We start from the raw sequence: 22,733 nt of genomic DNA, 5'->3' as shown, positions 1-22,733 counted from the left end.
GGAACGAGCCATGAGCACACCGGTGCGGAGTTCGCTGCTCGTCGGCCGGGCGGCCGAGTCGGGGCTCCTCGACGCCGCACTCCGCCGCGCCGCCACGGGCGGGGTGTGCGCCGTGCTCGTCGGCGGCGAGGCGGGCGTCGGGAAGTCGCGGCTGGTCGAGGAGTTCCTCGCACGCAACCCGACCCTGCGGGTGCTCGCAGGCGGGTGCGTCGAGCTCGGCGCCGACGGGTTGCCGTACGCGCCGTTCGTGGCCGCCCTCCGCGGCACGGAGCTGGAGGACGACACCGAACGGCGGCGCCTCGCGCCGCTCCTCCCCGCCCTCGACGTCGGGGACACCGCGCCCGGTGACCGGCCTCGGATGTTCGAGGCCGTGCTCACCCTGATCGCCCGGCCGGCGGCGGGCGGCCCCACCGTGCTCGTGCTCGAGGACGCGCACTGGGCCGACCGTTCCAGCCTCGACCTGCTCGAGTTCCTCGTCCGCAACCAGCGGGCGGCGCCCGGGTCGCTGATCGTCGTGACGCACCGCTCGGACGAGCCGGGCGCGCGGGGCCTGCGCCCGCTGCTCGCCGGGCTCGGCCGGCTCGGCCACGTCGAGCGCGTCGCGCTGGCGCCGCTCACCCGCGCGGAGGTGGCGGCGCAGGCGAGCGCGATACTCGGCCGGCCCGCCGATCCGGCGCTGGTGGCGTCCCTCCACGAACGCAGTGACGGCAACCCCCTCTTCGTCGAGGCCCTGCTGAGCGACGCGCCGGGCGACGTCCCCGGATCGCTCTCCGACCTCCTCGCGACGCGGGTCGACCGGCTCGGCGAGGCCGCGTCGGTGGTGCGGGCCGTCGCCGTCGGCGGACTCCGGGTCCCGCACGCTGTCCTCGCGGCCGTGTGCGGGGGGCCGGTCGACGCGGCGGTCCGCACGGCCGTGGACGCCGGCGTGCTCGTCGTCGACGGCGACGGGTACCGGTTCCGGCACGCGCTCATCCGGGACGCCGTGCTGGCCGGGGTGCTGCCGGGCGAGCGGGCCGGGCTGCACCGCCGCTACGCCGACGTGCTGCCCGACCACGGCGGTTCGTTCGCCGAGGTCTCGCACCACCTCACGGGCGCAGGCGACGGGCCGGGCGCGGTCGTCGCGGCATGGGCGGCCGCCGCTCAGGCCCGCAGGGCGCTCGCGCACGCGGAGGAGCTGCAGCTGGTCGAGCGCGTGCTCGGCTGGTGGGACGACGTTGCGGACGTGGCGGTCCTCGTGCGCGCAGATCGCGCGACCGTGCTGGAGACGGCCGCGGAAGCGGCGCTGCGGGCCGGGGAGAGCGAGCGCGGCGAGCAGCTCGTCACGGTGGCGCTGGCCGAGCCGGGACTGGAGGACGTGCACACCGCCGCGCTGTACGAGCTCCGCGCTCGGCTCAGGGCGTGCACCGGCCACCCCGGCCGGGGCGGCGACCTGCGCGCTGCGCTGGCCGCCGTTCCGGACGGGCACCCCATCCGGCCCTACCTGCTCAACGCGCTCGCGACGTACCTGATGGACCTGCCGGACCCGGACGGCGCCCGCGCGGCCGCGAAGGAGGCCCTGGCGGCCACCCGCGGCGCCGGCGACGACCCGGCCGAGGCGAGCGCCCTGGTCACCCTCGCCACGCTCGACGCACGGCTCGGCGACCTCGACACCCGGCTCCCGCTCCTCGTGCGGGCCGAAGCGGTGGCCCGCACGCTCGGGGCCGACCACCTCCGGTTGCGGGTGCTCGCCCTCGAGTCCCACCTGCTGGAGGGCTACGGCCGGCTCGCCGACGCCGAGCGGGCGGCGCGGGCCGGTCTGGCGACGGCCGCCGAGGCAGGCCTGATCCGCTCGGCAGGCCCGGTGCACGCGGCGAACCTCGCCGCGGCACTGCTGGCCGCCGGACGCTGGAGCGAGGCGGGTGACACCGTGGAGCGGGCCCTCGAGCTCGTCCCGGAACCCATCCACCACTCCCGGCTGCTCGTGCTGGCCGCCGACCTCGCGCTCGGCCGCGGTGAGCTCGACCACGCGGGTGCACTGCTCGACCGCGCGGCCGAGCTGGGTGTCGAGAAGCCGCTCGTCCTCGTGCGGCTGCGCGGCCGGCTGCACCTCGCTCGTGGCGAGCCGGTCGCCGCCATCGAGGCGTTGCGGCCTGCGCTCGATCCCGCCGACCTCGCCGTCGCCGCCCGGTACTCGTGGCCGCTGCTCGCCGTGGCCGCGGAGGCCGCCGCCGCCGACGATCTCCTCTCCGCGGACGTCGCATCGATCGCGGCCGGGGTGCCGGCTCTGACCCCGCCGCAGCGGGCGTGGGCCGCCACCGCCGCCGCGTACCCGTCGGGACGGTCCGCCGACTGGGCCACTGCGGCGGGGCTGTGGGACGAGATCGGACACCCGTTCGAGCGCGCGACCGCGCTCCACCACGAGGGTGCCGCCCTGCTCGCCGCAGGCGCCCGCGACGCCGCCGCCGAGGCACTCGCCCGCGCCGCGGCCATCGCGCGCGAGCTGGGTGCGGCACCGCTCCTGGCGGCGGTCACCGACCTGGCCCGGCGCGCCCGCCTCCCGCTGGGCGGGCAGGCATCCGCGGGCGACGCCGCCGGCCGCATCGGCCTCACCCCGCGCGAGACCGAGGTGCTGGCGCTGCTCGCCACCGGGATGGGCAACGCCGCGATCGCCGCGCGCCTCTACATCTCGCCGAAGACCGCGAGCGTCCACGTGTCGAACATCCTCGGCAAGCTCGAGGTCGCCAACCGCGTCGAGGCCGCGGCGGCCGCTCACCGCCTCGGACTGCTGGCGGACCGCGCCATCTGAAGCCACGCCCGGCGGCCGCCGCTCAAGGGCAAATTGTCGTCGGTCGATCTTCGGGAGCGACCATCTGCCCTTGGTCACCGAGCGGGCGCACGTCGAGTCCCGGCCCGGATGCGTCGAGTTCGGAATCGCCCTCTAGGGCTCGTGCCCGATGCGCGACCCCCGGACTCAGAACGAGCGTGGTCCCCGCGGCGGCCGAACGTGCCGCCGTGAACAGGAGGACCTCCATGACGGTGTCCCGCGCCGCGACGACCGGCTCGGGGAGTCGATGGGACGCGGTGCTCGTCGTCTGCCTCGGCGTCGTGCTGATGTCGCTCGACATGACGATCGTGGCCGTCGCCCTGCCGGCCATCGGCGCCGAGCTGAACGCACCGCCCGCGGTGGCGCAGTGGCTCCTGCTGGGCTACTCCCTGCCGGTCGTGGCGCTGAGCCTGCCGGCGGGCCGGTGGGTGGACCGCGCCGGCCCGCTGCCTGCGTTCCGGCTGGCCGTGGGCGGGTTCGGCATCGCGAGCGCGCTCGTGGCGCTCGCACCCGGGATCGGAACCCTCGTGGCGGCGCGGGTGCTGCAGGGCTGCGCGGGTGCGCTGATCGGCGTCGTCGCGCTGCCGCTCGTCAACGACGCGGTGCGGCCCGAGCACCGGGGCCGCGCGATGAGCATCGTGCTCACCCTCATCCCCCTCGCCGGGGTCGCTGGGCCGGCGCTGGGCGGCCTGCTCACCGACACCGTCGGCTGGCGGACGATCTTCCTGGTGAACCTGCCGGTGGTGGCGGTCGCGCTCGCGCTCTCCGGCCGGGCGATCCCGGCGGTGCGCCCCGGCCGGGCCGGGCTGCCGCGCCCGGACCGGGCGGCCGTGCTGGACACCGGTCTGCTGGGCGCCGGTGCCACCGCGCTCGTGCTGGCGCTGAGCCTGCCGGCCGATGCGCCGCTCCTCACGGCCGGCCTGCTCGCCGTCGCGGCCGTCACGACGGTCGCGTGGGCGCGGCGGCCGGACGCCCGGCCCGTGCTCGGGCTGCTGCGCATGCGGCGGATCACGCCGTCGCTCGTCGCGCTGCTCGCGACCACGGCCGGGGTCGGCGCGGTGAACCTGCTCGTGCCCTATGCGCTGGTCGGCGCCGGCGCGAGCACCACGGGGCTGGTCCTGCTGGTGCTGTCGGCCGCCATGGCGGCGACGTCGCCGCCTGCCGGCGTGCTCGCCGACCGGGTGGGCGCCGCGCCCGTCGTCGTCGCGGGGGCGGTCGCGGTGCTCGCCGGCGCGGCCTGGATGCTCGCCGCGCCGGTCGGCCCGCTCGGCCTGGTCGGGCCGCTGCTGCTCATCGGCGTGGGCAACGGCCTCTTCGCGGGACCGACCTCGGCGCTGGTTCTCGGCGCGACGCCTGCGGGCATGGTCGGAGCCGGCAGCGGGCTGACCGCGCTCGCCCGGAACCTCGGGTTCACCCTGGGCCCCGCCCTGGCCGCAGTCACCCTGGGCACCGCGGTGGTGCCGCTGGTCCTGGCGGCGATCGCCCTGATGGCCGCCGCGGCGGTACCGCGGCGGCGCACCGGGTCGTGACGCTCAGGCGAGCGCGGCCACGTCCCCGCGCTCCCGGTCGGCGCCGGTCGGGCGGCGACCGGGAGGCCGGAGGCGCGGTGTCAGTCCAGCAGGTCCTCGATCGTGATCGGGGTGTGCCGGACCCGGATGCCCGTGGCGTTGTAGACGGCGTTCGCAACGGCCGCGGCCATGCCGACCGTGCCGATCTCGCCGACACCCCTGGCGCCCACCGGGTTGTGCAGCGTGTCGGGGTGCTGCACGAAGTGCACGTCGGCCTCGGGGATGTCGGCGTTGACCGGGAGGAGGTATCCGGCCAGGTCGCCGTTGGCGAGCCGGCCGTTCTCCTCGATCTCCAGCCCCTCGTGCAGCGCCGCGGAGACACCCCAGATCATGCCGCCCATCAGCTGGCTGCGGGCGGCCTTCTCGTTGATGATCCGGCCGGCGTCGAACACACCGAGCATGCGGGACACGCGTGCCTCGCGCGTCCACCTGTGCACCCGGACCTCGCAGAACTGGGCGCCGAAGGAGCTGAACGAGTGCTTGGTCAGCTCCTCCCCCGGTGCCGACGAGCCGCTGGCCGAGATCGACACGCGGCCGAGCGCGATCAGCAGCTCGCCGAACGTCATCGAGCGGCCGCCACCCAGCACCCGCCCGTCGGCGTAGGTCACGTCCTGACCCGCGAACGGCGCGCCCGGCGCGCTCGCCATGGCCTGGAGGTCGTCGATCACCGCCGACGCGGCGATCATGATCGCCGAGCCGACGCTGGCCGTGGCGGTCGAGCCGCCGGACAAACCGCCGGGCGGGTACGCCGAGAGGCCCAGCCGGGGCGTGATCCGCTCCGGTGCGATGTCCAGCGACTCCGCGCCGATCAGCGCCATCACGGTCAGCAGGCCGGTTCCCGGGTCGGCGCCGCCGACCGAGATCACCGCCGTGTCGTCGGACCGCAGCGTGATCTCGGTCGTGGCCGGGAACCGCAGGGCCGGGAACATCGCCGTCGCCATGCCCATCCCGACCAGCCAGTCGCCGTCCTCGCGGCCGGTGGCCGAGCGGTGGGCCCAGCCGAAGCGCTCGGCACCGATCCGGTAGCAGTCCTCGAGGTACTTGCTCGACCACTGCAGGTCGCTGCCCACGGGTCCGATCGAGCCGTTGCGCAGGCGCAGCTCGATCGGGTCCATGTCCAGCGCGGCGGCCAGCTCGTCCATCGCGCTCTCGAGCGCGAACGACCCCGGTGCCTCGCCAGGCGCGCGCATGAACGTCGTGCGCGGGATGTTCAGCGGCACCACCTTCTGGCTGACGGCCAGGTTCGGGGTGCGGTACCACTCCTTGGACGTGGCGTGCGAGGTCTGCTCCACGAACGACAGGTCGGTCGCCGCGCTGCACCACGAGTCGTGGCGCACCGCGATCAGCGTTCCGTCGCGGTCGGCGCCCAGCGCGATCTCCTGCAGCGTCTCAGCGCGGTTCGCGGTCGCCGTGAAGACCTGCTCCCGGCTCAGCGCCGCCTTGACCGGCCGGCCCAGGACACGGGACGCGGCCGCTGCCAGGAACGCCGGGGTCGACGTGCTGCCCTTCCCGCCGAACGCACCGCCCACGAACGGGTTGACCGTGTGCACCGACGACGCCTCCACCTCGAGCGCGGCCGCCATGTCCGCCTGCTGGAAGCTCGCCCCCTGGTTTCCGCTGTAGATCGTCAGGCCGTCGTCGTCCCAGACCGCGACCGCGGAGTGGGGCTCCATGGCCGCGTGGTTCTGGGCCGCGGTGGAGTAGGTGCCCTCGACCACGACCGGGCTCGCGGCGAGGGCCTCCTCGATGGACGCCACGCCCGGGGCGAGCACGGTGTGCGTGGGCGGGGCGCCGTCCATGGCGGGCGGCCCGTCCTCGGCCAGGTCGAGGTTGGCCTGGAGCGACGTGCGGGCAGGCCGCTCGTCGTAGGACACCTCGACGAGCATCGCCGCGTCGCGGGCCTGCTCGTAGGTCTGCGCCACGACGAAGCCGATGGGCTGTCCGTAGTAGGCGACGTCCCGGTCCTGCAGCGGTACCCAGGTCTCGCCCAGCACCGGGCTGTTCGGCTTCCGCAGCGTCAGCGGGTCGAACGGCGAGTAGACGGCGACCACGCCGGGAGCGCTCTTGGCGGCGGTCACGTCCATCGCGACGATCTCGCCGTTCGCGATCGTGCTGGTGATCACGTAGCCGTGGAGCATGCCGGGGAAGTTGTGGTCCAGCCCGTATCGCGCCTGGCCGGTGACCTTCAGCGGACCGTCGATGCGGCTGGTCATGCCCCGCTCCCTTCCGTCAGTTCCAGCGGCGCAGTGAGTTCGAGCAACGCCCGCACGACCGTCCGCCTCAGCAGCGGCAGCTTGAAGCCGTTCCCGGACAGCGGTGCCGCGCCCTCGGTAGCGACGGCCGCGGCGTCCTCGAACGCGGCCTGGGACACCGGCGCGCCGCGCAGGGCCGCCTCCACCCCGTGCAGGCGCCACGGCACCGTCGCCACCCCGCCGACGGCCACCCGGGCGTCGACGATGCGGGAGTCGCGCACCTCCAGCGCGACCGCGGCGGAGCAGAGGGCGAACTCGTACGACTGCCGGTCGCGCACCTTGACGTAGGTGGAGTTGGCCGCCCAGTCGAGCCGCGGCACGACGACCTCGGTGATCAGCTCACCGGGCCGCAGGTCGTTCTCCACCTCCGGCGTATCGCCGGGGAGCCGGTAGAAGTCGGCCAGCTTCACGGTCCGGGTCCCGTCGGCGCCGGCGAGCGTGACGTGGGCGTCCAGCGCGACCAGGGCGACCGCGACGTCGCTCGCGTGCGTCGCGACGCACGAGTCGCTCGTGCCCAGGACGGCGTGCATCCGGTTGGCACCCGAGCGGGCCGGGCAGCCGCTGCCGGGTTCCCGCTTGTTGCACGGCATCGCGACGTCCCGGAAGTAGGTGCACCGGGTGCGCTGCAGGAGGTTCCCGCCGATGCTGGCCATGTTGCGCAGTTGCTGCGACGCGCTCTGCAACAGGGCCCGCGACACGGCGGGGTACACCCCGGGGTGCCGGGCGATGTCGCTCATCCGCTCCAGCGCGCCCAGGCGCAGGCCGTCGCTGGTGTCGATGCCGCGCAGGGGCAGCGCGTTGATGTCCAGCACGTGCTGCGGCGTCAGCACGTTGAGCTTCATCAGGTCGACGAGGGTGGTGCCGCCTGCGAGGAACGTGCCCGGTTCGGCGAGCGCGTCCTCGACGGTCGCGGGGGCGGTCAGCTCAAACGGACGCATCGGCCCGCCTCACCTGGTCGATCGCCGCCACGATGTTCGGGTACGCGGCGCACCGGCAGATGTTGCCGGACATGAACTCCCGCACGTCCGCCACGTCCTGCTCCACCGCCGCGACGGCGGACATGATCTGGCCGGACGTGCAGAACCCGCACTGCAGCGCGTCCTGGTCGACGAACGCCTGCTGCACCGGGTGCAGCTCGCCGTCGGCGGCGAGGCCGTCCACGGTGGCCACGGGCTCCCGCACGGTCGCGGCGAGCGTCAGGCACGACAGCACGGGCCGCCCGCCCACGTGCACCGTGCATGCGCCGCACTGGCCGCGGTCGCATCCCTTCTTGGGCCCGGTGACGTCCAACCGCTCGCGTAGCGCGTCGAGCAGCGTGACGCCGGGTTCGACGTCGAGGTTCTCGGTTCTGCCATTGACTTCGATACAGATGTCCACGGGACTTCTTCCCCGGCGGCCGCCCGCGAGCGGTCGCACGGCATCGTGTGGTGGTGGTGTGGCTCGTCGAGCTCGTAGGATGGAAACCGGATGAATATCCGGTCCATGCACCGCCACCGTAGCGGATAACTATCCGCTCGGCAATGTCCCGGGGAGCCCGGCGTGGATTACCGTGCAGCGGGACCAGCCGGGAGGTGAACGACGGTGACGATGGGATCGGTGAGCCCGAGACGCGCGGACACGCGACGCAACAACGAGCGCATCCTCGTCGCGGCGGCCGCGTCGTTGGCGTGCTCGGGCGAGGTCTCGTTCAACGCGATCGCCAAGGCCGCGGGCGTCGGGGTCGGCACCGTCTACCGGCATTTCCCCACCCATGAGGCGCTCGTACTGGCGGTCTACCGGCGGGAGGTGCAGCACCTGCTCGACGTCGTCCCCACGCTGCTGCGCGACAGGTCCCCCCAGGAGGCGTTCCGGGTGTGGACCACCGACCACCTCGCCCGGTACATGATGACCAAGCGCGGCCTCGTCGAAGCCCTGCGCGCCACCACGAGCTCCCACGAGGACGTCGCAGGCAAGGCCTACGAAGCCATGGCCGGCGCGGTGTCCACCCTGCTGGCGGCCAACGTCGAGGCGGGCACCGTCCGCGCCGACCTGGATCCGCAGACCGTGCTGCGCGGGCTCTCCGGTCTGCTCTACCTCGACCCGGGCGGCGACTGGCGCAGCCAGGCCGAGGCGCTCACCGACCTGCTCTGGCGCGGCATGGCCCCCCGGCCGGAATGATCATCGACTCGGTGCAGGAACGGCCGCATCCGACCGGTTTCGCACCAGCCCGCTGATCACCGCACCCGGAGAGCGCGAGCCCGGCCCGGCTGCATCACGATCTAGGCGAGCGCCGCGACCACCGTGTCGACCACCGCGTCGAGGGGCACCGACTGCTGCTCCCCCGTCGCCAGGTCCTTCACGCCGATCGTCCCGGCGTCCAGGTCGCGCTCGCCTAGGACGAGGGCGAGCCGCGCGCCGGAGCGGTCGGCCGCCTTCATCGCACCCTTGAGCCCGCGGCCGCCGTAGGCGAGGTCCACTCGGACCCCGGCCCGGCGCAGCTGCGCGGCGAGCACCACGAGCCGCCGCTTGGCGGCATCACCGAGCGGCACCCCGAAGACCTCGCAGCGGGCCTCCGACCAGGGCGCGACGCCCTCCGCCCTGCAGGCCAGCAGGGTGCGGTCGACGCCGAGCCCGAAGCCGACGCCCGACAGCGGCTGCCCGCCGAGGGTGGCCATCAGCCCGTCGTAGCGACCGCCGCCGCCGATCCCGGACTGCGCGCCGAGCCCGTCGTGCACGAACTCGAACGTGGTCTTGGTGTAGTAGTCCAGGCCCCGGACCATCCGCGGGTTCTCGACGTAGGGCACCCCGAGGTCGTCGAGGTGCTGCTTCACGGCCGCGTGGTGCTCGGCGGACGCAGCCGAGAGGTGGTCGATCAGCAGCGGCGCGCCGGTGAGGAATTCGCGCACCTCCGGCCGCTTGTCGTCGAGCACCCGCAGGGGGTTGAGCTGCGCGCGGGCCCGGGTCGGCTCGTCGAGCGGCAGCCCCGCGAGGAACTCGCGCAGCAGGCGCCCGTACTCCGGGCGGCATTCGGCGTCGCCGAGCGAGGTGATCTCCAGCCGGTATCCGGTGAGCCCCAGCGCGCGGAACCCCTCGTCGGCGATCGCGATCACCTCGGCGTCGAGCGCGGGGTCGTCCACGCCGATCGCCTCGACGCCGACCTGCTGCAGCTGCCGGTACCGGCCGGCCTGCGGGCGCTCGTAGCGGAAGAACGGGCCCGAGTAGCGCAGCTTGACCGGCAGCCCGTGCCGGTCGAGCCCGTGCTCGATCACCGCCCGGACGACGCCTGCGGTGCCCTCCGGCCGCAGCGTGACCGAGCGGTCGCCGCGGTCGGCGAACGTGTACATCTCCTTGCTCACGACGTCGGTGGACTCCCCGACGCCGCGGGCGTACAGCGCGGTGTCCTCGAAGACGGGCAGCTCCAGCAGGCCGTACCCGGCCCGGTCGGCGGCCGCCTCGAGCGTGGCACGCACGTGCGCGAACCCGGCCGACTCCGGCGGGTAGTACTCCGGGATGCCCTTGGGCGCCGCGAACGGCGTCACCTTCTCCTCCAGCGCGGTCACAGCCCGCGCCCCCGCGCCGGCGCCTCCAGGCCCTGGAGGAAGGGGTTGGACGCCCGCTCCCGGCCGACCGTGGTGGTCGGCCCGTGCCCGGGCAGCACGACCGTGTCGTCGGTCCTGGTCAGCAGCTTGTCACGCAGGCTGGCGAGCATCTGCTCGTGGTCGCCGCCGGGCAGGTCGGTGCGCCCGATCGAGCCGGCGAAGAGCGTGTCACCGGCGAGCACGACCTCGACGCCTTCCTCGGTGGGGGTGGTGAACACGACGGAGCCCGGGGTGTGGCCCGGGGTGTGGTCGACGCGCAGCGTGAGCCCGGCGAGGTCGAGCGCGGCGCCGTCGGCCAGCTCGCGGACCTCCCGTGGCTCCCGCAGCTCCAACCGCCCGCCGAAGAACGCGGCCGCATCGGCCGAGATGCCCTTGAGCGGGTCGGCCAGCATCTCGCGGTCGTCCGGGTGGATCCAGGCCGGCACGTCGTGGCCGTCGCAGACGGGGGCGACGCTGAACGTGTGGTCGAAATGGCCGTGGGTCAGCAGGACCGCCACCGGCGTGAGCCGGTGCTCGGCGAGCAGCGCATCCAGGGGCTCGACGGCGTCCTGACCGGGGTCGACCACGACGCACGCCTCGCCCGGACCCGCTGCCACGACGTAGCAGTTGGTCTGGAACGAACCGGCGGGAAAACCTGCAACGAGCACGTCACCAGCGTAGAGGGACCTGACCTCACCGAACTCTCTCAGGGTCGCTCGCTATCCTGCCGCCGTTCGGCGGAAAGCGAGGGAGTTTCGGTGGCGACCAACCAGATTCGGCGCGAGGCGGCCAAGCGCAAGCTGGAGAACCAGCAGAAGCGACGGGCCGAACGGGCCCGCCGCCGGCAGCGCACCGCGCTCATCACCTCCGCGTCCGTGGTCGTCGTGGTGGTCGTGGCCGTGGTCCTGCTCTCCACCGTCGGCATGCCCGGAGGCGGCGACGACCCCGCCGCGCCGCCGGCCGACGCGCCCACGCCCTCCGCCGCCCCGGCCGCGCTCGGCGACTGCGCCTTCACCCCCACCCCGGACGAGCCCGCGGCGAAGCCCGCCCCGGTCCCGACGGTCACCACGGCGAGCACCAGCGGCACGGCCGCCGTCTCCCTGGAGACGAACCGCGGCCCCATTCCGCTGACGCTCGACCGGGCCACCGGCCCCTGCGCGGTGGAGAGCTTCCTGAGCCTCGTGAATGCCGGCTACTTCAACGACACGCCGTGCCACCGCCTCACGACGGGCGAGGGCCTCAAGGTGCTGCAGTGCGGCGACCCGACCGGCCAGGGCACGGGCGGTCCCGGCTACACGATCAACGACGAGCCGCCCACGAACCTGGCACCGGCGCCCTCCGGCGGCGGTACGGTGATCTACCCGCGGGGCACCCTCGCCATGGCGAAGACGTCGGCCCCGAACTCCGGCGGGAGTCAGTTCTTCCTCGTCTACGCCGACTCCACCCTCCCGCCGGACTACACGGTGTTCGGGACGGTCGGCCCGGACGGCCTCGCCACGCTGGACGCCATCGCGCAGGGCGGTTCCGACGACGCCAACGGCCCCGGTGACGGAGCGCCGCGCACGCCGGTGACCATCCAGACCGCCACCGCCGCCTGAGACCGGTGAACCGGGCGCGCGCCGGGGCGGCCGCCGCGCTCTGCGCATCCACCGTCCTCCTCACGGCGTGCACGAGCGCCGCGCCACCCGCGCCTGCCGCCCCGCTCGGCGAGCTCGTGGCCGTCGAGCAGGGCGAGCTGCTCGGCCTCACCGACGGATCGGTGCTGCGCTACAGGGGCGTCCCGTACGCCGCACCGCCGGTGGGCGACCGGCGCTTCGAGCCGCCGGGGCGGCCGCACGCGTGGAGCGGCACCCGTCCGGCGACGGAGCCGGGAGCGCGGTGTGCCCAGCCGCCCGCCGCGCCGGACACGCCGCACGCCACCGGCGCGAGCGACACCGAGGACTGCCTGACGCTCGACATCACCGTGCCGGCCGGCACCACCGCCGGTGCCCGGCTGCCGGTGCTGGTGTGGATCCACGGCGGCGGGTTCAACGCGGGTGCGGGCACCGACACCGACCCGCGTCGCCTCGCCGAGGCCGGGCCCCTCGTCGTCGTCACCGTCAACTACCGGCTCGGCATCTTCGGGTTCTTCGGCCTGCCCGGTGTGGAGGGGTCGGGCTCGTTCGGGCTGCTCGACCAGCGCGCCGCGTTGACCTGGGTGCAGCGCAACATCGCCGCGTTCGGCGGCGACCCGGACAGCGTCACGCTCGCCGGCCAGTCCGCGGGCGCCGACAGCGTCTGCAGCCAGCTCACCTCGCCCCAGTCCGCCGGGCTGTTCCACCGGGTGATCATGCAGAGCGGCGAGTGCGGCACGACCAACCTCGTCGACGTGATCCACCCCGGTGCGGGGCCCGCGGGCGACACGTGGAAGCCGCTCCCCCTGCTCGAGGCCGCAGGCGTGGCCGCGGCGAGCGCCCTGGGCTGTCCTGCACCACCCGGTGAGCAGGACACCGCCGCCGTGCTCGCCTGTCTGCGCGCACTGCCCACCGCACAGCTCGCCGGCGGGGCGGCCTACTACTGGAGCCCGGCCACCGGAACCCCGACCCTCCCACGGCGACCGTCGGACATCGTGCTGAACCGGGACGCCCGGCCGGGAGTGCCCGTGCTCGCCGGCACCACCCGCGACGAGGGCACCCTGTTCACGGTCGCGTTCTTCGACCGCGCGGGCGCCCCGCTCACCGACCCGGGCTTCCGCGCGCTGCTCTCGGCCGCCGCCGGCACCCGGGCCGGGGAGGCCGGCGAGCTCTACCGCATCGTCGACCGATCCCCCGGGCGGGCCTGGTCCGACGTCATCACCGACCGCGCGTACGCCTGTCCCGGCCTGGTCAACTACCGCGCGCTCGCCGCCCGTGGCCCGCTCTACGCCTACGAGCTCGCGGACCCCGCGGCGCCCTCACCGTACGTCGCGCTGCCGGCCGATCTCGCAGGCGGCTCGGCCCACGGCGCCGAGATGCCCTACCTGTTCGACCTCGTGCCCGGCCAGCCGCAGCTCACGCCCACCCAGCAGGCCCTCGCGACGGAGCTGGTGAACCGGTGGGCGCGGTTCGCGACGACCGGCGACCCCAACACGGGCACCTCGACCGAATGGCCACCGTGGACCGGCGACGGCCAGTTGCTCACGATCTCCGGACCGGGCCCGGCGACGACCGTCAGCCCGGCGACGGCGTTCGCCACGGCCCACCGGTGCGCGCTCTGGGGCGTGCGCTAGCCCGTCGGTGAGTCGGCGGCCGGCGGCGCGACCAGGTCCCGGTCGATCCGGCGGTGGTAGCGCATACCCGCCAGGCCACCGAACACCGCACCCAGCAACGTCACCACCAGCACGCCCACGGCGAGCGCCGCGGCGCCTGCGGAGATCACCCCGCCGTTCATCAGCCCGCCGTTCAGCGGGAGCCGGAACAGCTCGTCGAGCCGCGGGCCGGTGACGGCGCCGGACAGGGTGGCGACCACCGCGCCGATCACCGCCACGAACAACGTCCACAGCCACACCGCCACGCCCTGCCGCGCGCCGGCGAACCGGGCCATCCGCCCTGCGACGTAGCCGCCGCAGTAGAACCCGACGAAGATGATCGCCAGCATGGCGGCTGCGCCGGCGACACCCATCGTCTGGAGCGTCGTGGCGTCGACCGTCGGGGGCACCAACCCCAGAGCGGCGCCCGCGGCCGTGAGAAGAGCACTGAGCAGGGTCACCATGCCCATGGCCGCCACCCAGCCGAAGAAGGCCGAGCCCCAGCGGATGCCGCCGAGACGCCGCGTCTGCTCGGACGTCACATGGCTGCGCGCCTGCTTGAAGGTGGGGACGGGCTGGGTGCGTTCCGCATCGGGCACCGTGGTCATGGGCATCTCCTCACTCTCGTGAAAGGAGGTACCCCGATCAGGTGTGCGGCACTCAGCTCGCGCTCGTCACCCGGTACACGTCGTACACGCCCTCGACGTTGCGCACGGCACGCAGCACGTGCCCGAGGTGCTTCGGGTCGCCCATCTCGAAGGTGAACCGGGAGACCGCCACCCGGTCCCGCGAGGTCTGGACGGAGGCGGAGAGGATGTTCACCCGCTCGTCGGCGAGCACCTTCGTGACGTCCGACAGCAGCCGGTGCCGGTCGAGCGCCTCCACCTGGATCGCGACGAGGAACACCGAGCCCGGCTGGACCGACCATGCGACCTCGACGAGCCGCTCCGAGCGCGCCTGGAGGTCCGTGGCGTTCGTGCAGTCCGTGCGGTGCACGCTGATCCCGCCGCCGCGGGTGACGAATCCGAGGATGTCGTCACCCGGCACGGGCGTGCAGCACCGGGCGAGCTTGGTGTACATGTCGCCCATGTCGCCGTCGGGGCCGCGCACCACGACGCCTGCGTCGCCGCTGCTGCGCCGCAGCCGCACGATGGACGGGGTGCGCTCGGCGAGGTCCTCCTCGGCCTGCTCCTCCCCGCCCAGGAGCGCCACCAGCCGCTGCACGACGTGCCGGGCGCTGGCGTGCCCCTCCCCGACGGCGGCGTAGAGCCCCGAGACGTCGGCGAAGTGCATCTCGCGCGCCAGCGCGGACATCGCCTCGGCCGAGACGAGCCGTTGCAGCGGGAACGAGGTGCGCCGCGCCTCGCGGGCGATGGCTTCCTTGCCCGCCTCGATGGCCTCTTCGCGGCGCTCCTTCGCGAACCACTGCCGGACCTTCGACTTCGCCCGGGGCGACGCGACGAACGACAGCCAGTCGCGGCTCGGGCCTGCGCTCTCGGCCTTGGACGTGAAGATCTCGACGACGTCGCCGGACTCGAGCTTGCGTTCCAGGGCCACCAGCTTGCCGTTGACGCGGGAACCGATGCAGCGGTTGCCCACCTCGGTGTGCACGGCGTACGCGAGGTCGACGGGGGTGGACCCGGCGGGCAGCGTGACGACGTCGCCCTTGGGCGTGAAGACGAAGATCTGCTGCGACCCGAGCTCGTTGCGCAGCGACTCCAGGAAGTCGCCCGGGTCGGCGGCCTCACGTTGCCAGTCGAGCAGCTGGCGCATCCAGGCCATCTGCTCCACCTCGACGGCCTGGCCGTTGTGGGCGCCGCGGGTCTCCTTGTACCGCCAGTGCGCCGCGATGCCGAACTCGGCCGTGTTGTGCATCTCCCGCGTGCGGATCTGCACTTCGAGGGGCTTGCCGTCCGGCCCGATCACGGTGGTGTGCAGCGACTGGTACACCCCGAACCGGGGCTGGGCGATGTAGTCCTTGAACCGGCCGGGCATCGGCTGCCACAGCGCGTGGACCATGCCCATCGCCGCGTAGCAGTCGCGCACCTCGTCGACGAGCACGCGGACGCCCACGAGGTCGTGGATGTCGTCGAAGTCGCGGCCCTTGACGATCATCTTGCGGTAGATCGAGTAGTAGTGCTTGGGCCTGCCCTCGACCGTGGCCTGGATCCGGGCCGAGTCGAGCTGCTGCATGACCTCGTCGATGACCTGCTTGAGGTACGTGTCGCGCGACGGCGCCCTCGTGGCGACGAGCCGCACGATCTCGGAGTACTTCTTCGGGTGCAGGATGGCGAAGGACAGGTCCTCCAGCTCCCACTTGATGGTGGCCATCCCGAGCCGGTGGGCCAGCGGGGCGAGCACCTCGAGGGTCTCGCGGGCCTTCTTGGCCTGCTTCTCCGGCGGCAGGAAGCGCATCGTGCGCATGTTGTGCAGCCGGTCCGACAGCTTGATCACCAGCACCCGCGGGTCGCGGGCCATCGCGACGATCATCTTGCGGATCGTCTCCGCCTCGGCCGCGGTGCCCAGCTCCACCTTGTCCAGCTTGGTGACGCCGTCGACGAGGTGGGCGACCTCCTCGCCGAAGTCCTTGCGCAGCCGGTCGAGCGAGTAGTCGGTGTCCTCCACCGTGTCGTGCAGCAGCGCCGCGACGAGCGTGGTGGTGTCCATGCCCAGCTCCGCGAGGATGCTGGCCACGGCGAGGGGGTGGGTGATGTACGGGTCGCCGGACTTGCGCTTCTGGCCCGCGTGCTTGGCCTCGGCGACGTCGTAGGCGCGCTGCAGGAGCGCGAGGTCGGCCTTCGGGTGCAGGGTGCGGTGCACGCTGGCCAGCGGCTCGAGCACCGGGGCGACGACGGCCACCCGCTGTGGCGTCATGCGACGGGCGATGCGGGCGCGCACGCGACGCGTGGCCGACGGCCTCGCCCCGACGCCGTTCGCGTCCGGGACGGGTGGAGCCGGGCTCGCGGCCGGGGGCGCGGGCTGATGCAGCTCCGTCATCCCGTCGTGCCTCCCACCCGCGCCAGTCTAGGCTTCCCCGGATCAGGCCGTCAGTAGGGCGTGCACCGGCACGTCACCCAGCCGTGCCCGGCCGTTCAGCGCGGTGAGCTCCAGCAACGCACCGAACCCGACCACGGTGGCTCCCACCTCGCGCAGCAGCTCGGCCGCGGCCGCCGCGGTGCCGCCGGTGGCGAGCACATCGTCGACGAGGAAGACGCGCGCGCCCCGCGCCACCGTGTCGGCGGGCAGCTCGAGGGTGGCGGTGCCGTACTCCAGCTCGTAGGTGCGCGAGGCCGCCACGCGGGGGAGCTTGCCTGCCTTGCGGACCGTGACGACGCCCGTTCCCGCCACCACCGCCACCGCTGCACCCAGGAGGAACCCGCGGGCCTCCACCCCGGCCACGAGGTCGGCCTCCCCCACCAGCGCCGCCAGCTCGGTGGTGACGGCCGTGAACGCCTCCGCGTCGGCCAGCACCGGCGTGATGTCGCGGAACAGGATTCCGGGCGACGGGTAGTCCGGCACGTCGCGGACCAGCCCGGCCACGCGCTCGAGCTCGGGCTCGCCGCCGGCGACGGGGACCGGACCGGGGTCCGTCACAGGGCCGGTCACCGTTGCCGCTTGCCGGTGGGGCGTGCGACCTTGCCGGCCGGCCGGGCGCCCCGGTGCTGCCCGCCGCGGGCCTGCCGGGCCGGCACGCCCGCGGCCGCCGCCATCGCCCGTTCCTTGCGCAGCTCCCCGGCGAGCACGGCGTCGTCGGCGATGTCCGGGTCGGTGTCGGCTGCCGCACCGTCCACCGTGACGCCCGCCGCCTTCGCCCGCCGCGCCGCCACCCGGGCGGCCTGCTGCTGGAAACGCGGGTCGCGCATCTTGAGGTCGACGAGGATCGGCGTGGCCAGGAACAGCGACGACAACGCGCCGGCGATGATGCCGACCATCTGCACCAGCGCCAGGTCCGCCAGCGTGCCGACACCGAGCAGACCGACACCGATCACCATGAGCGCGATGACCGGCAACACCGCGAACAACGAGGTGTTGATCGACCGGATGAGCGTCTGGTTCAGCGCGAGGTTCGCCGCCTCGGCGTAGGTGCGGCGGGTGAGCCCGAGCAGCCCCCGGGTGTTCTCCTTGACCTTGTCGAACACGACGACCGTGTCGTAGAGCGAGAACCCCAGGATCGTCAGCAGCCCGATCACCGTGGACGGGCTGACCTCGAACCCGATCAGCGAGTAGATCCCCGCGGTGACCACCACGTCGTGCAGCAGCGCGACCAGCGCCGCCAGCGCCATCGACCGCTCGAAGTAGAAGGCCAGGAAGATCGTGACGAGCACCAGGAAGACGCCGAGCGCGATCAGCGCCTGGCGGGTGATCTGCCCACCCCAGCTGCCGCTCACCGCGCTGTCACTGATCACCGCGAGCTCCGGCGCGCCGGACGCCCCGATCGGCTGGAACGTGTCGAACAACGCCTGCTTCAGCGGGACCAGCTGGCTCGCGTCCAACGCCTCCGAACGGATCAGGATCGACGCCGAGCCGCCCGAGCCCGCCGACTGCACGGCCTCCGGCTCGTGCCCGATCACCCGCTCGTAGACCCCGCGCACGGCCTCGACGTCGGCCGGAGCGGCCGCGGTGGTGGCCGGGAACTGGATCTGCGTGCCACCGGTGAAATCGATCCCCAGGTTGAACCCGCGGAACACGATCGAACCGATGCAGATCAGCACCAGCACCGAGAACGCGGCGTACCAGACCCGCCTGCGTCCGACGATGTCGAACGCACCGGTGCCCGTGTAGAGCCTGTTCAACACCCCGGCCACGTCAGGCTCCCTTCGATCGGCCGGAAGCGGCCGCCAGAACACGCCGGCGCTCGGCACCCGTACGCGCCGCCTCCCCCAGCCCGGACAACCCCGGGTTGGAGAACACGCGCGACTTCGCCGCCAACGCCACCAGCGGATGCGTCACCAGGAACACCACGATCAGGTCCAGCACCGTGGACAGGCCCAGCGTGAACGCGAAGCCCTTCACCTGCCCGATCGCGAGCAGGTACAGCACCGCCGAACACAGGAAACTCACCGCGTCGGCCGACAGGATCGTGCGCCGCGCCCGCACCCAGCCCCGCGGCACGGCCGAACGGAACGTCCGCCCGTCCCGCATCTCGTCCTTCAACCGTTCGAAGAAGATGATGAACGAGTCGGCCGTGATGCCGATGGCGAGGATGAACCCGGCGACGCCCGCGAGGTCGAGGGTCAACCCGATCCAGCGCCCGAGCAGGACCAGCACCGGATAGACGATCGCCGCGGACAGCGCGAGCGACAGGATCAGGAGGATCCCCAGCACGCGGTAGTAGAAGAGGCCGTAGAGGAAGACGAGCGCGAGCCCGATGGCACCGGCGATCATGCCCGCCTCCAGCGAGGCGAGCCCGAGCGTCGCCGACACCGTCTGTGCCTCGGACGACTCGAACGACAGCGGCAGCGAGCCGTAGCGCAGGACGCCGGCAAGCTGTTCGGCGTCCGCCTGGTTGAACTGCCCCTCGATCTGGGTGGGCCCGAAGATCGGCTGGTTGATCCTCGGCGCCGACACGACCTCGCCGTCGAGGGTGAACGCCACCAGCTTGCCGACGTTGTTGGTCGTGTACTCGCCCCAGGTCTGCGCGCCCAGCGACTCGAACGTCAGGCTGACCACCCAGCCGACACCCGTGGTGTTCGCCTGCGCCTGCGCACTCGCGATCTCGGTGCCCTCGAGGAACGACGGTCCGAGGATGTACTTCTCGGTGCCGTCCTGGTTGCAGGCGACCAGCGGCTTGGTCGGGTCGTCGTAACCGCGCAGCGGGTCACGCGCGTTGCAGTCCAGCGTCAACAGCGCAGTCTCCTGCACCGTCGGGTCGCTGCTCTGCCGCATCTGACGCGCCGAGTCGACCTCCGCGGCGAGCCGCGGGTCGGCGGGCGCCGCCGGGCCAGGGGCCGGCGGCGGGGCGGGCGGAGGCACCGGGTCCTGCAGCGGCCGGCTGAAGGCGACCGGGGCGACATCGCGCTCGACGGCGTCACCCATCCCCTGCGGCTGCCCCGTGGGCGGCGCCTGCCCCGCGTCGACCGGAGGCGCGGCGGGATCCGCGGGCGGGGCACCCGGCTGGGGAGCACCGGGCTGGGGCTGCTGCTGGGGCTGCTGCTGCGCCGCGTACGGGCCGCCGACGACCTCCCGGAACCGCAGCTGGGCCGTCTGCCCGAGCGAACGCGCCTGGTCACCCTCCTGGCCGGGCACCGTGATCGTCAGGTTGCTGCCGTCGACGACCACCTCGGCACCGCCGACGCCCAGGCCGTTGACGCGCTGCTCGATGATCTGCTGCGCCTGCAGGAGCTGCTCGCGCGGCGGCTCGGCGCCGGTCTCGGTGCGCGGCTGCAGGGTGACACGGGTGCCACCCTGCAGGTCGATGCCCAGCTTGGGCCTCGGATTGCCGTCGCCGGTGAAGAACACCAGCGCGTACAGCGCGGCGACGATGGCGACGAACGCCGCCAGGTGACGCCAGGGGCGGATCTGCCCCGGGGTGGATGCCACTGCTCGCGATCTCTTCCTTCTCAGGTGCGAACCGGCCGGCGCACCGGTGGCCGCGCGGGCGCCGTCAGCTGCGGGCGGTGCCGTTCGTCGACTCGTCCTTCTCGGCCGCTGGCTTCTCGAGCGGGGACTTCTCCAGCGACGGTGCCACCGACTCGTCCTCGGTGGCCGCGGTGGCCGCCGGCGTCTCCTCGGCCGATGCGTCCTCGTCGGCGGCCGGGTTGACCTTCTCCCGGACCGCGCCGCGCACCCAGGTGGTGACGACGCCGTCGGCGATCTCGATGTCGATCGTGTCCTCGTAGGAGGCGTCCACGACCGTGCCGCGCAGGCCGGAGGTGGTCATCACGACGTCACCGGGCTCGAGCGCGGCCTGCAGCTGCTGCATCTCCTGCTGCTGGCGGCGAGCACGCCTGCCTTGCAGGAAGATCGGGATGAACAGCAGGAGGATGAGCAGCGGGAACAGCAATGAGATGTCCATGGTCTCCGAATCTCCGCACGTCGTGGAGCTACCAGAGTCTGCCAGCCCCCGGTTCAGAACAACGCGGGAGGTCCACCCGGAGTGACGTCGGGTGGCGCAGCGATGCCCAGATGTGACCAGGCGGCTGCGGTGGCCACCCGGCCGCGCGGTGTGCGGGCCAGCATGCCGGCCCGCACGAGGAAGGGCTCGCAGACCTCCTCGACGGTACCCGGTTCCTCTCCCACCGCCACTGCCAGCGTCGATACGCCCACCGGCCCGCCGCCGAAGGAGCGCACCAGCGCCCCGAGCACCGCGCGGTCGAGCCGGTCCAGGCCGAGCTCGTCGACGTCGTAGACGGCGAGCGCGTCGCGCGCCACGGCGCGGGTGACGGCGCCGTCGGCGCGCACCTCCGCGAAGTCGCGCACGCGGCGCAGCAGCCGGTTCGCGATCCGCGGCGTGCCCCGGGACCGCATGGCGATCTCCTCCGCGCCGTCCGGACGCAGGTCGACCCCCAGGATGACGGCCGCGCGGCGCAGCACGAGCTCCAGCTCGGTGGGCTCGTAGAACTCCATGTGGGCGGTGAAGCCGAAGCGGTCGCGCAGCGGCCCGGTGAGCGCACCGGACCGGGTGGTGGCGCCCACGAGCGTGAACGGCGCGATGTCGAGGGGGATGGAGGTGGCGCCCGGCCCCTTGCCGACGACGACGTCGACCCGGAAGTCCTCCATCGCGAGGTAGAGCATCTCCTCGGCGGGCCGGGCCGTGCGGTGGATCTCGTCGATGAACAGCACGTCGCCGGGCTCGAGGTTGGACAGCATCGCGGCGAGGTCGCCCGCGCGTTCGAGGGCGGGACCGGACGTCAGCCGGATCGCCGCGCCCAGCTCGGCGGCCACGATGAGCGCGAGGCTCGTCTTGCCCAGCCCGGGTGGCCCGGACAGCAGGATGTGGTCGGGTGGCTGGCCGCGGCGGCGCGCGCCCTCCAGCACCAGCTCCAGCTGTTCGCGCACGCGTGGCTGGCCGATGAACTCGCCGAGCGTGCGCGGGCGCAGCGAGGCGTCGGCCTCGAGGTCCTCCGGCTCGGGCCCGGGGGTGAGCGAGAGCTCGGTCATCGACCCTTGCCGCCGAGCCTCGTGAGCGCGGCCCGCAGCAGCGCGCTCGCGTCCGCGGTGCCGTCACCGGCCAGTACGGCGTCCACCGCCTGCTCCGCGGGCTTCGCCGCGAAGCCGAGGCCGACGAGCGCCTCCACCACCTGGTCGCGGCGCGGGTTCGTCCCGTTCGCGGCGGCATCTCCCACGCCCGGCAGCGTCGCGGGCGATGCGGCGGGAGCGACGACCTTGTCCCGCAGCTCGAGGGCCAGCCGCTCGGCGCCCTTGCGGCCGATGCCGGGAACCCGGGTGAGCGTGGTGAGGTCGCCGTCGACGAGGGCGCGGCGCAGCACGTCCGGGCTCAGCACGGCAAGGGTCGCGAGGGCGATCCGGGGCCCGATCCCGCTCACGGTCTGCAGCAGGCCGAAGAGCTCGCGCTCCTCCTCGTCGGCGAACCCGAACAGGGTGAGCGAGTCCTCCCGCACGACCAGCGCGGTGGCGAGCCTGCCCTGCTCGCCCCGGCGCAGCCGGGCGAGCGTGCCCGGCGTGGCCTGCACGGCGAGGCCGACGCCGCCGACCTCGACGACCGCGTGGTCGAGGCCGATCTCCAGCACCTCTCCCCGCACCGAACTGATCATGAGGCCTCCCCAGCACGTCGCGCGGCCTCCAGCCGCGCCTTGTGGGCGCGGGCGAGCTCCGCCGACCGCGCCTGCGCCTGCGCCATCCGGTCGAGCATCGGCGCGCGCCAGCAGTGACAGATGGCGAGGGCGAGGGCGTCGGCCGCGTCGGCAGGCCGCGGCGCCTCCTCCAGCGCGAGCAGCCGCGTGACCATCGTCGTCACCTGCTGCTTCCCCGCGCGCCCCTCCCCCGTGACCGCGGCCTTCACCTCGCTGGGCGTGTGGAAGGCCACCGGCAGGCCCGCCTTGGCCGCGAGCATCGCGACGACGCCGCTGACCTGGGCCGTGCCCATCACCGTGCGGACGTTGTGCTGGCTGAACACCCGCTCGACCGCCACCACGTCGGGCCGGTGCCGCTCGATCCACCGCTCGACCTCGGCCCCGACGGCGAGCAGCCGCTCGGGCAGCGGGGCGTCGGCCAGGGTGCGCACGACGTCCACCGCCACGCACCGCACCCGCCGCCCGCCCGCACCGTCGACGACCCCGAGCCCGCACCGGGTCAGCCCCGGGTCGACGCCGAGCACCCGCACCCGAT

The 22,733-nt window shown here is 73.8% G+C and carries 19 protein-coding genes; 5 read left to right on the top strand and 14 right to left on the bottom strand.

Annotated features, from left to right (window positions below; translation table 11 throughout):
* The first annotated feature begins 10 nt into the window (after positions 1 to 10).
* Positions 11 to 2,785, top strand: coding sequence for an ATP-binding protein (locus FHX44_RS43955; RefSeq protein WP_147259540.1), 2,775 nt, complete (start codon positions 11 to 13; stop codon positions 2,783 to 2,785).
* Positions 2,786 to 3,009: 224 nt separating this feature from the next.
* Positions 3,010 to 4,332, top strand: a complete 1,323-nt coding sequence (locus tag FHX44_RS34085) for an MFS transporter (protein WP_147259539.1) — start codon at positions 3,010 to 3,012, stop codon at positions 4,330 to 4,332.
* A gap of 80 nt (positions 4,333 to 4,412) precedes the next feature.
* Here FHX44_RS34085 and FHX44_RS34080 read toward each other — a convergent pair whose 3' ends face one another.
* The 3 genes from FHX44_RS34080 to FHX44_RS34070 are packed head-to-tail and all read right to left on the bottom strand — an operon-like array spanning position 4,413 to position 8,000.
* On the bottom strand, positions 4,413 to 6,584 hold the full coding sequence (locus tag FHX44_RS34080) for a xanthine dehydrogenase family protein molybdopterin-binding subunit (protein WP_147259538.1): 2,172 nt from the start codon (positions 6,582 to 6,584) through the stop codon (positions 4,413 to 4,415).
* The gene (locus FHX44_RS34075; RefSeq protein WP_147259537.1) at positions 6,581 to 7,561 is read right to left on the bottom strand and encodes an FAD binding domain-containing protein; all 981 of its coding nucleotides are present in this window, start codon (positions 7,559 to 7,561) and stop codon (positions 6,581 to 6,583) included. Before FHX44_RS34075 ends, FHX44_RS34080 begins: the two co-directional genes overlap by 4 nt.
* On the bottom strand, positions 7,548 to 8,000 hold the full coding sequence (locus tag FHX44_RS34070) for a (2Fe-2S)-binding protein (protein WP_147259536.1): 453 nt from the start codon (positions 7,998 to 8,000) through the stop codon (positions 7,548 to 7,550). Before FHX44_RS34070 ends, FHX44_RS34075 begins: the two co-directional genes overlap by 14 nt.
* A 204-nt stretch (positions 8,001 to 8,204) precedes the next feature.
* Between FHX44_RS34070 and FHX44_RS34065 the strand changes: the two genes are divergently transcribed.
* A complete protein-coding gene (locus FHX44_RS34065) occupies positions 8,205 to 8,780 on the top strand; it encodes a TetR/AcrR family transcriptional regulator (protein WP_147259535.1) in 576 nt (191 codons plus the stop codon).
* A 101-nt stretch (positions 8,781 to 8,881) separates the two neighbouring features.
* Here FHX44_RS34065 and hisS read toward each other — a convergent pair whose 3' ends face one another.
* Positions 8,882 to 10,141 (bottom strand): histidine--tRNA ligase, encoded by a 1,260-nt coding sequence (hisS, locus tag FHX44_RS34060; RefSeq protein WP_147261677.1) that lies wholly within the window; start codon positions 10,139 to 10,141, stop codon positions 8,882 to 8,884.
* A 17-nt stretch (positions 10,142 to 10,158) separates the two neighbouring features.
* Positions 10,159 to 10,848: an MBL fold metallo-hydrolase gene (locus tag FHX44_RS34055; protein ID WP_147259534.1), complete on the bottom strand. Its 690-nt coding sequence runs from the start codon at positions 10,846 to 10,848 to the stop codon at positions 10,159 to 10,161.
* Positions 10,849 to 10,938: 90 nt separating this feature from the next.
* On the opposite strand from FHX44_RS34055, the gene FHX44_RS34050 reads away from it, so the two are divergent.
* Positions 10,939 to 11,778: a peptidylprolyl isomerase gene (locus FHX44_RS34050; RefSeq protein ID WP_147259533.1), complete on the top strand. Its 840-nt coding sequence runs from the start codon at positions 10,939 to 10,941 to the stop codon at positions 11,776 to 11,778.
* 5 nt (positions 11,779 to 11,783) lie between these two features.
* Positions 11,784 to 13,427 carry a carboxylesterase/lipase family protein gene (locus FHX44_RS34045; protein ID WP_170309151.1) on the top strand — a complete coding sequence of 548 codons (1,644 nt, stop codon included), beginning with the start codon at positions 11,784 to 11,786 and terminating at the stop codon, positions 13,425 to 13,427.
* Here FHX44_RS34045 and FHX44_RS34040 read toward each other — a convergent pair.
* From FHX44_RS34040 to ruvC, 9 genes are all read right to left on the bottom strand, one after another.
* Positions 13,424 to 14,053, bottom strand: a complete 630-nt coding sequence (locus FHX44_RS34040; protein ID WP_147259531.1) for a hypothetical protein — start codon at positions 14,051 to 14,053, stop codon at positions 13,424 to 13,426. The genes FHX44_RS34045 and FHX44_RS34040 overlap by 4 nt on opposite strands.
* A 52-nt stretch (positions 14,054 to 14,105) precedes the next feature.
* Positions 14,106 to 16,442, bottom strand: coding sequence for a RelA/SpoT family protein (locus tag FHX44_RS34035; protein WP_147259530.1), 2,337 nt, complete (start codon positions 16,440 to 16,442; stop codon positions 14,106 to 14,108).
* A 42-nt stretch (positions 16,443 to 16,484) separates the two neighbouring features.
* A complete protein-coding gene (locus FHX44_RS34030) occupies positions 16,485 to 17,039 on the bottom strand; it encodes an adenine phosphoribosyltransferase (protein ID WP_147259529.1) in 555 nt (184 codons plus the stop codon).
* An 8-nt stretch (positions 17,040 to 17,047) separates the two neighbouring features.
* Entirely contained in the window at positions 17,048 to 18,250 is a 1,203-nt protein-coding gene (gene secF, locus FHX44_RS34025) for a protein translocase subunit SecF (RefSeq protein WP_246170743.1), read from the bottom strand.
* Between the two features lies 1 nt (position 18,251).
* Positions 18,252 to 19,985 (bottom strand): protein translocase subunit SecD, encoded by a 1,734-nt coding sequence (gene secD / locus FHX44_RS34020; RefSeq protein WP_147259527.1) that lies wholly within the window; start codon positions 19,983 to 19,985, stop codon positions 18,252 to 18,254.
* A 64-nt stretch (positions 19,986 to 20,049) separates the two neighbouring features.
* The gene (gene yajC, locus FHX44_RS34015) at positions 20,050 to 20,460 is read right to left on the bottom strand and encodes a preprotein translocase subunit YajC (RefSeq protein WP_147259526.1); all 411 of its coding nucleotides are present in this window, start codon (positions 20,458 to 20,460) and stop codon (positions 20,050 to 20,052) included.
* Between the two features lie 53 nt (positions 20,461 to 20,513).
* Complete coding sequence (gene ruvB, locus FHX44_RS34010; RefSeq protein ID WP_147259525.1) at positions 20,514 to 21,545, bottom strand: Holliday junction branch migration DNA helicase RuvB; 1,032 nt, start codon at positions 21,543 to 21,545, stop codon at positions 20,514 to 20,516.
* Positions 21,542 to 22,159: a Holliday junction branch migration protein RuvA gene (gene ruvA, locus FHX44_RS34005; protein ID WP_147259524.1), complete on the bottom strand. Its 618-nt coding sequence runs from the start codon at positions 22,157 to 22,159 to the stop codon at positions 21,542 to 21,544. The genes ruvB and ruvA overlap by 4 nt, the downstream gene beginning before the upstream one ends.
* A complete protein-coding gene (ruvC, locus tag FHX44_RS34000; protein ID WP_147259523.1) occupies positions 22,156 to 22,728 on the bottom strand; it encodes a crossover junction endodeoxyribonuclease RuvC in 573 nt (190 codons plus the stop codon). Before ruvC ends, ruvA begins: the two co-directional genes overlap by 4 nt.
* Positions 22,729 to 22,733: the final 5 nt, after the last annotated feature.

The sequence above is a fragment of the Pseudonocardia hierapolitana genome (genome assembly GCF_007994075.1).
Lineage (GTDB): Bacteria > Actinomycetota > Actinomycetes > Mycobacteriales > Pseudonocardiaceae > Pseudonocardia > Pseudonocardia hierapolitana.
The sequence above is the reverse complement of the archived record's forward strand: the minus strand, read 5'-3'. Positions and strand labels throughout refer to the sequence as shown.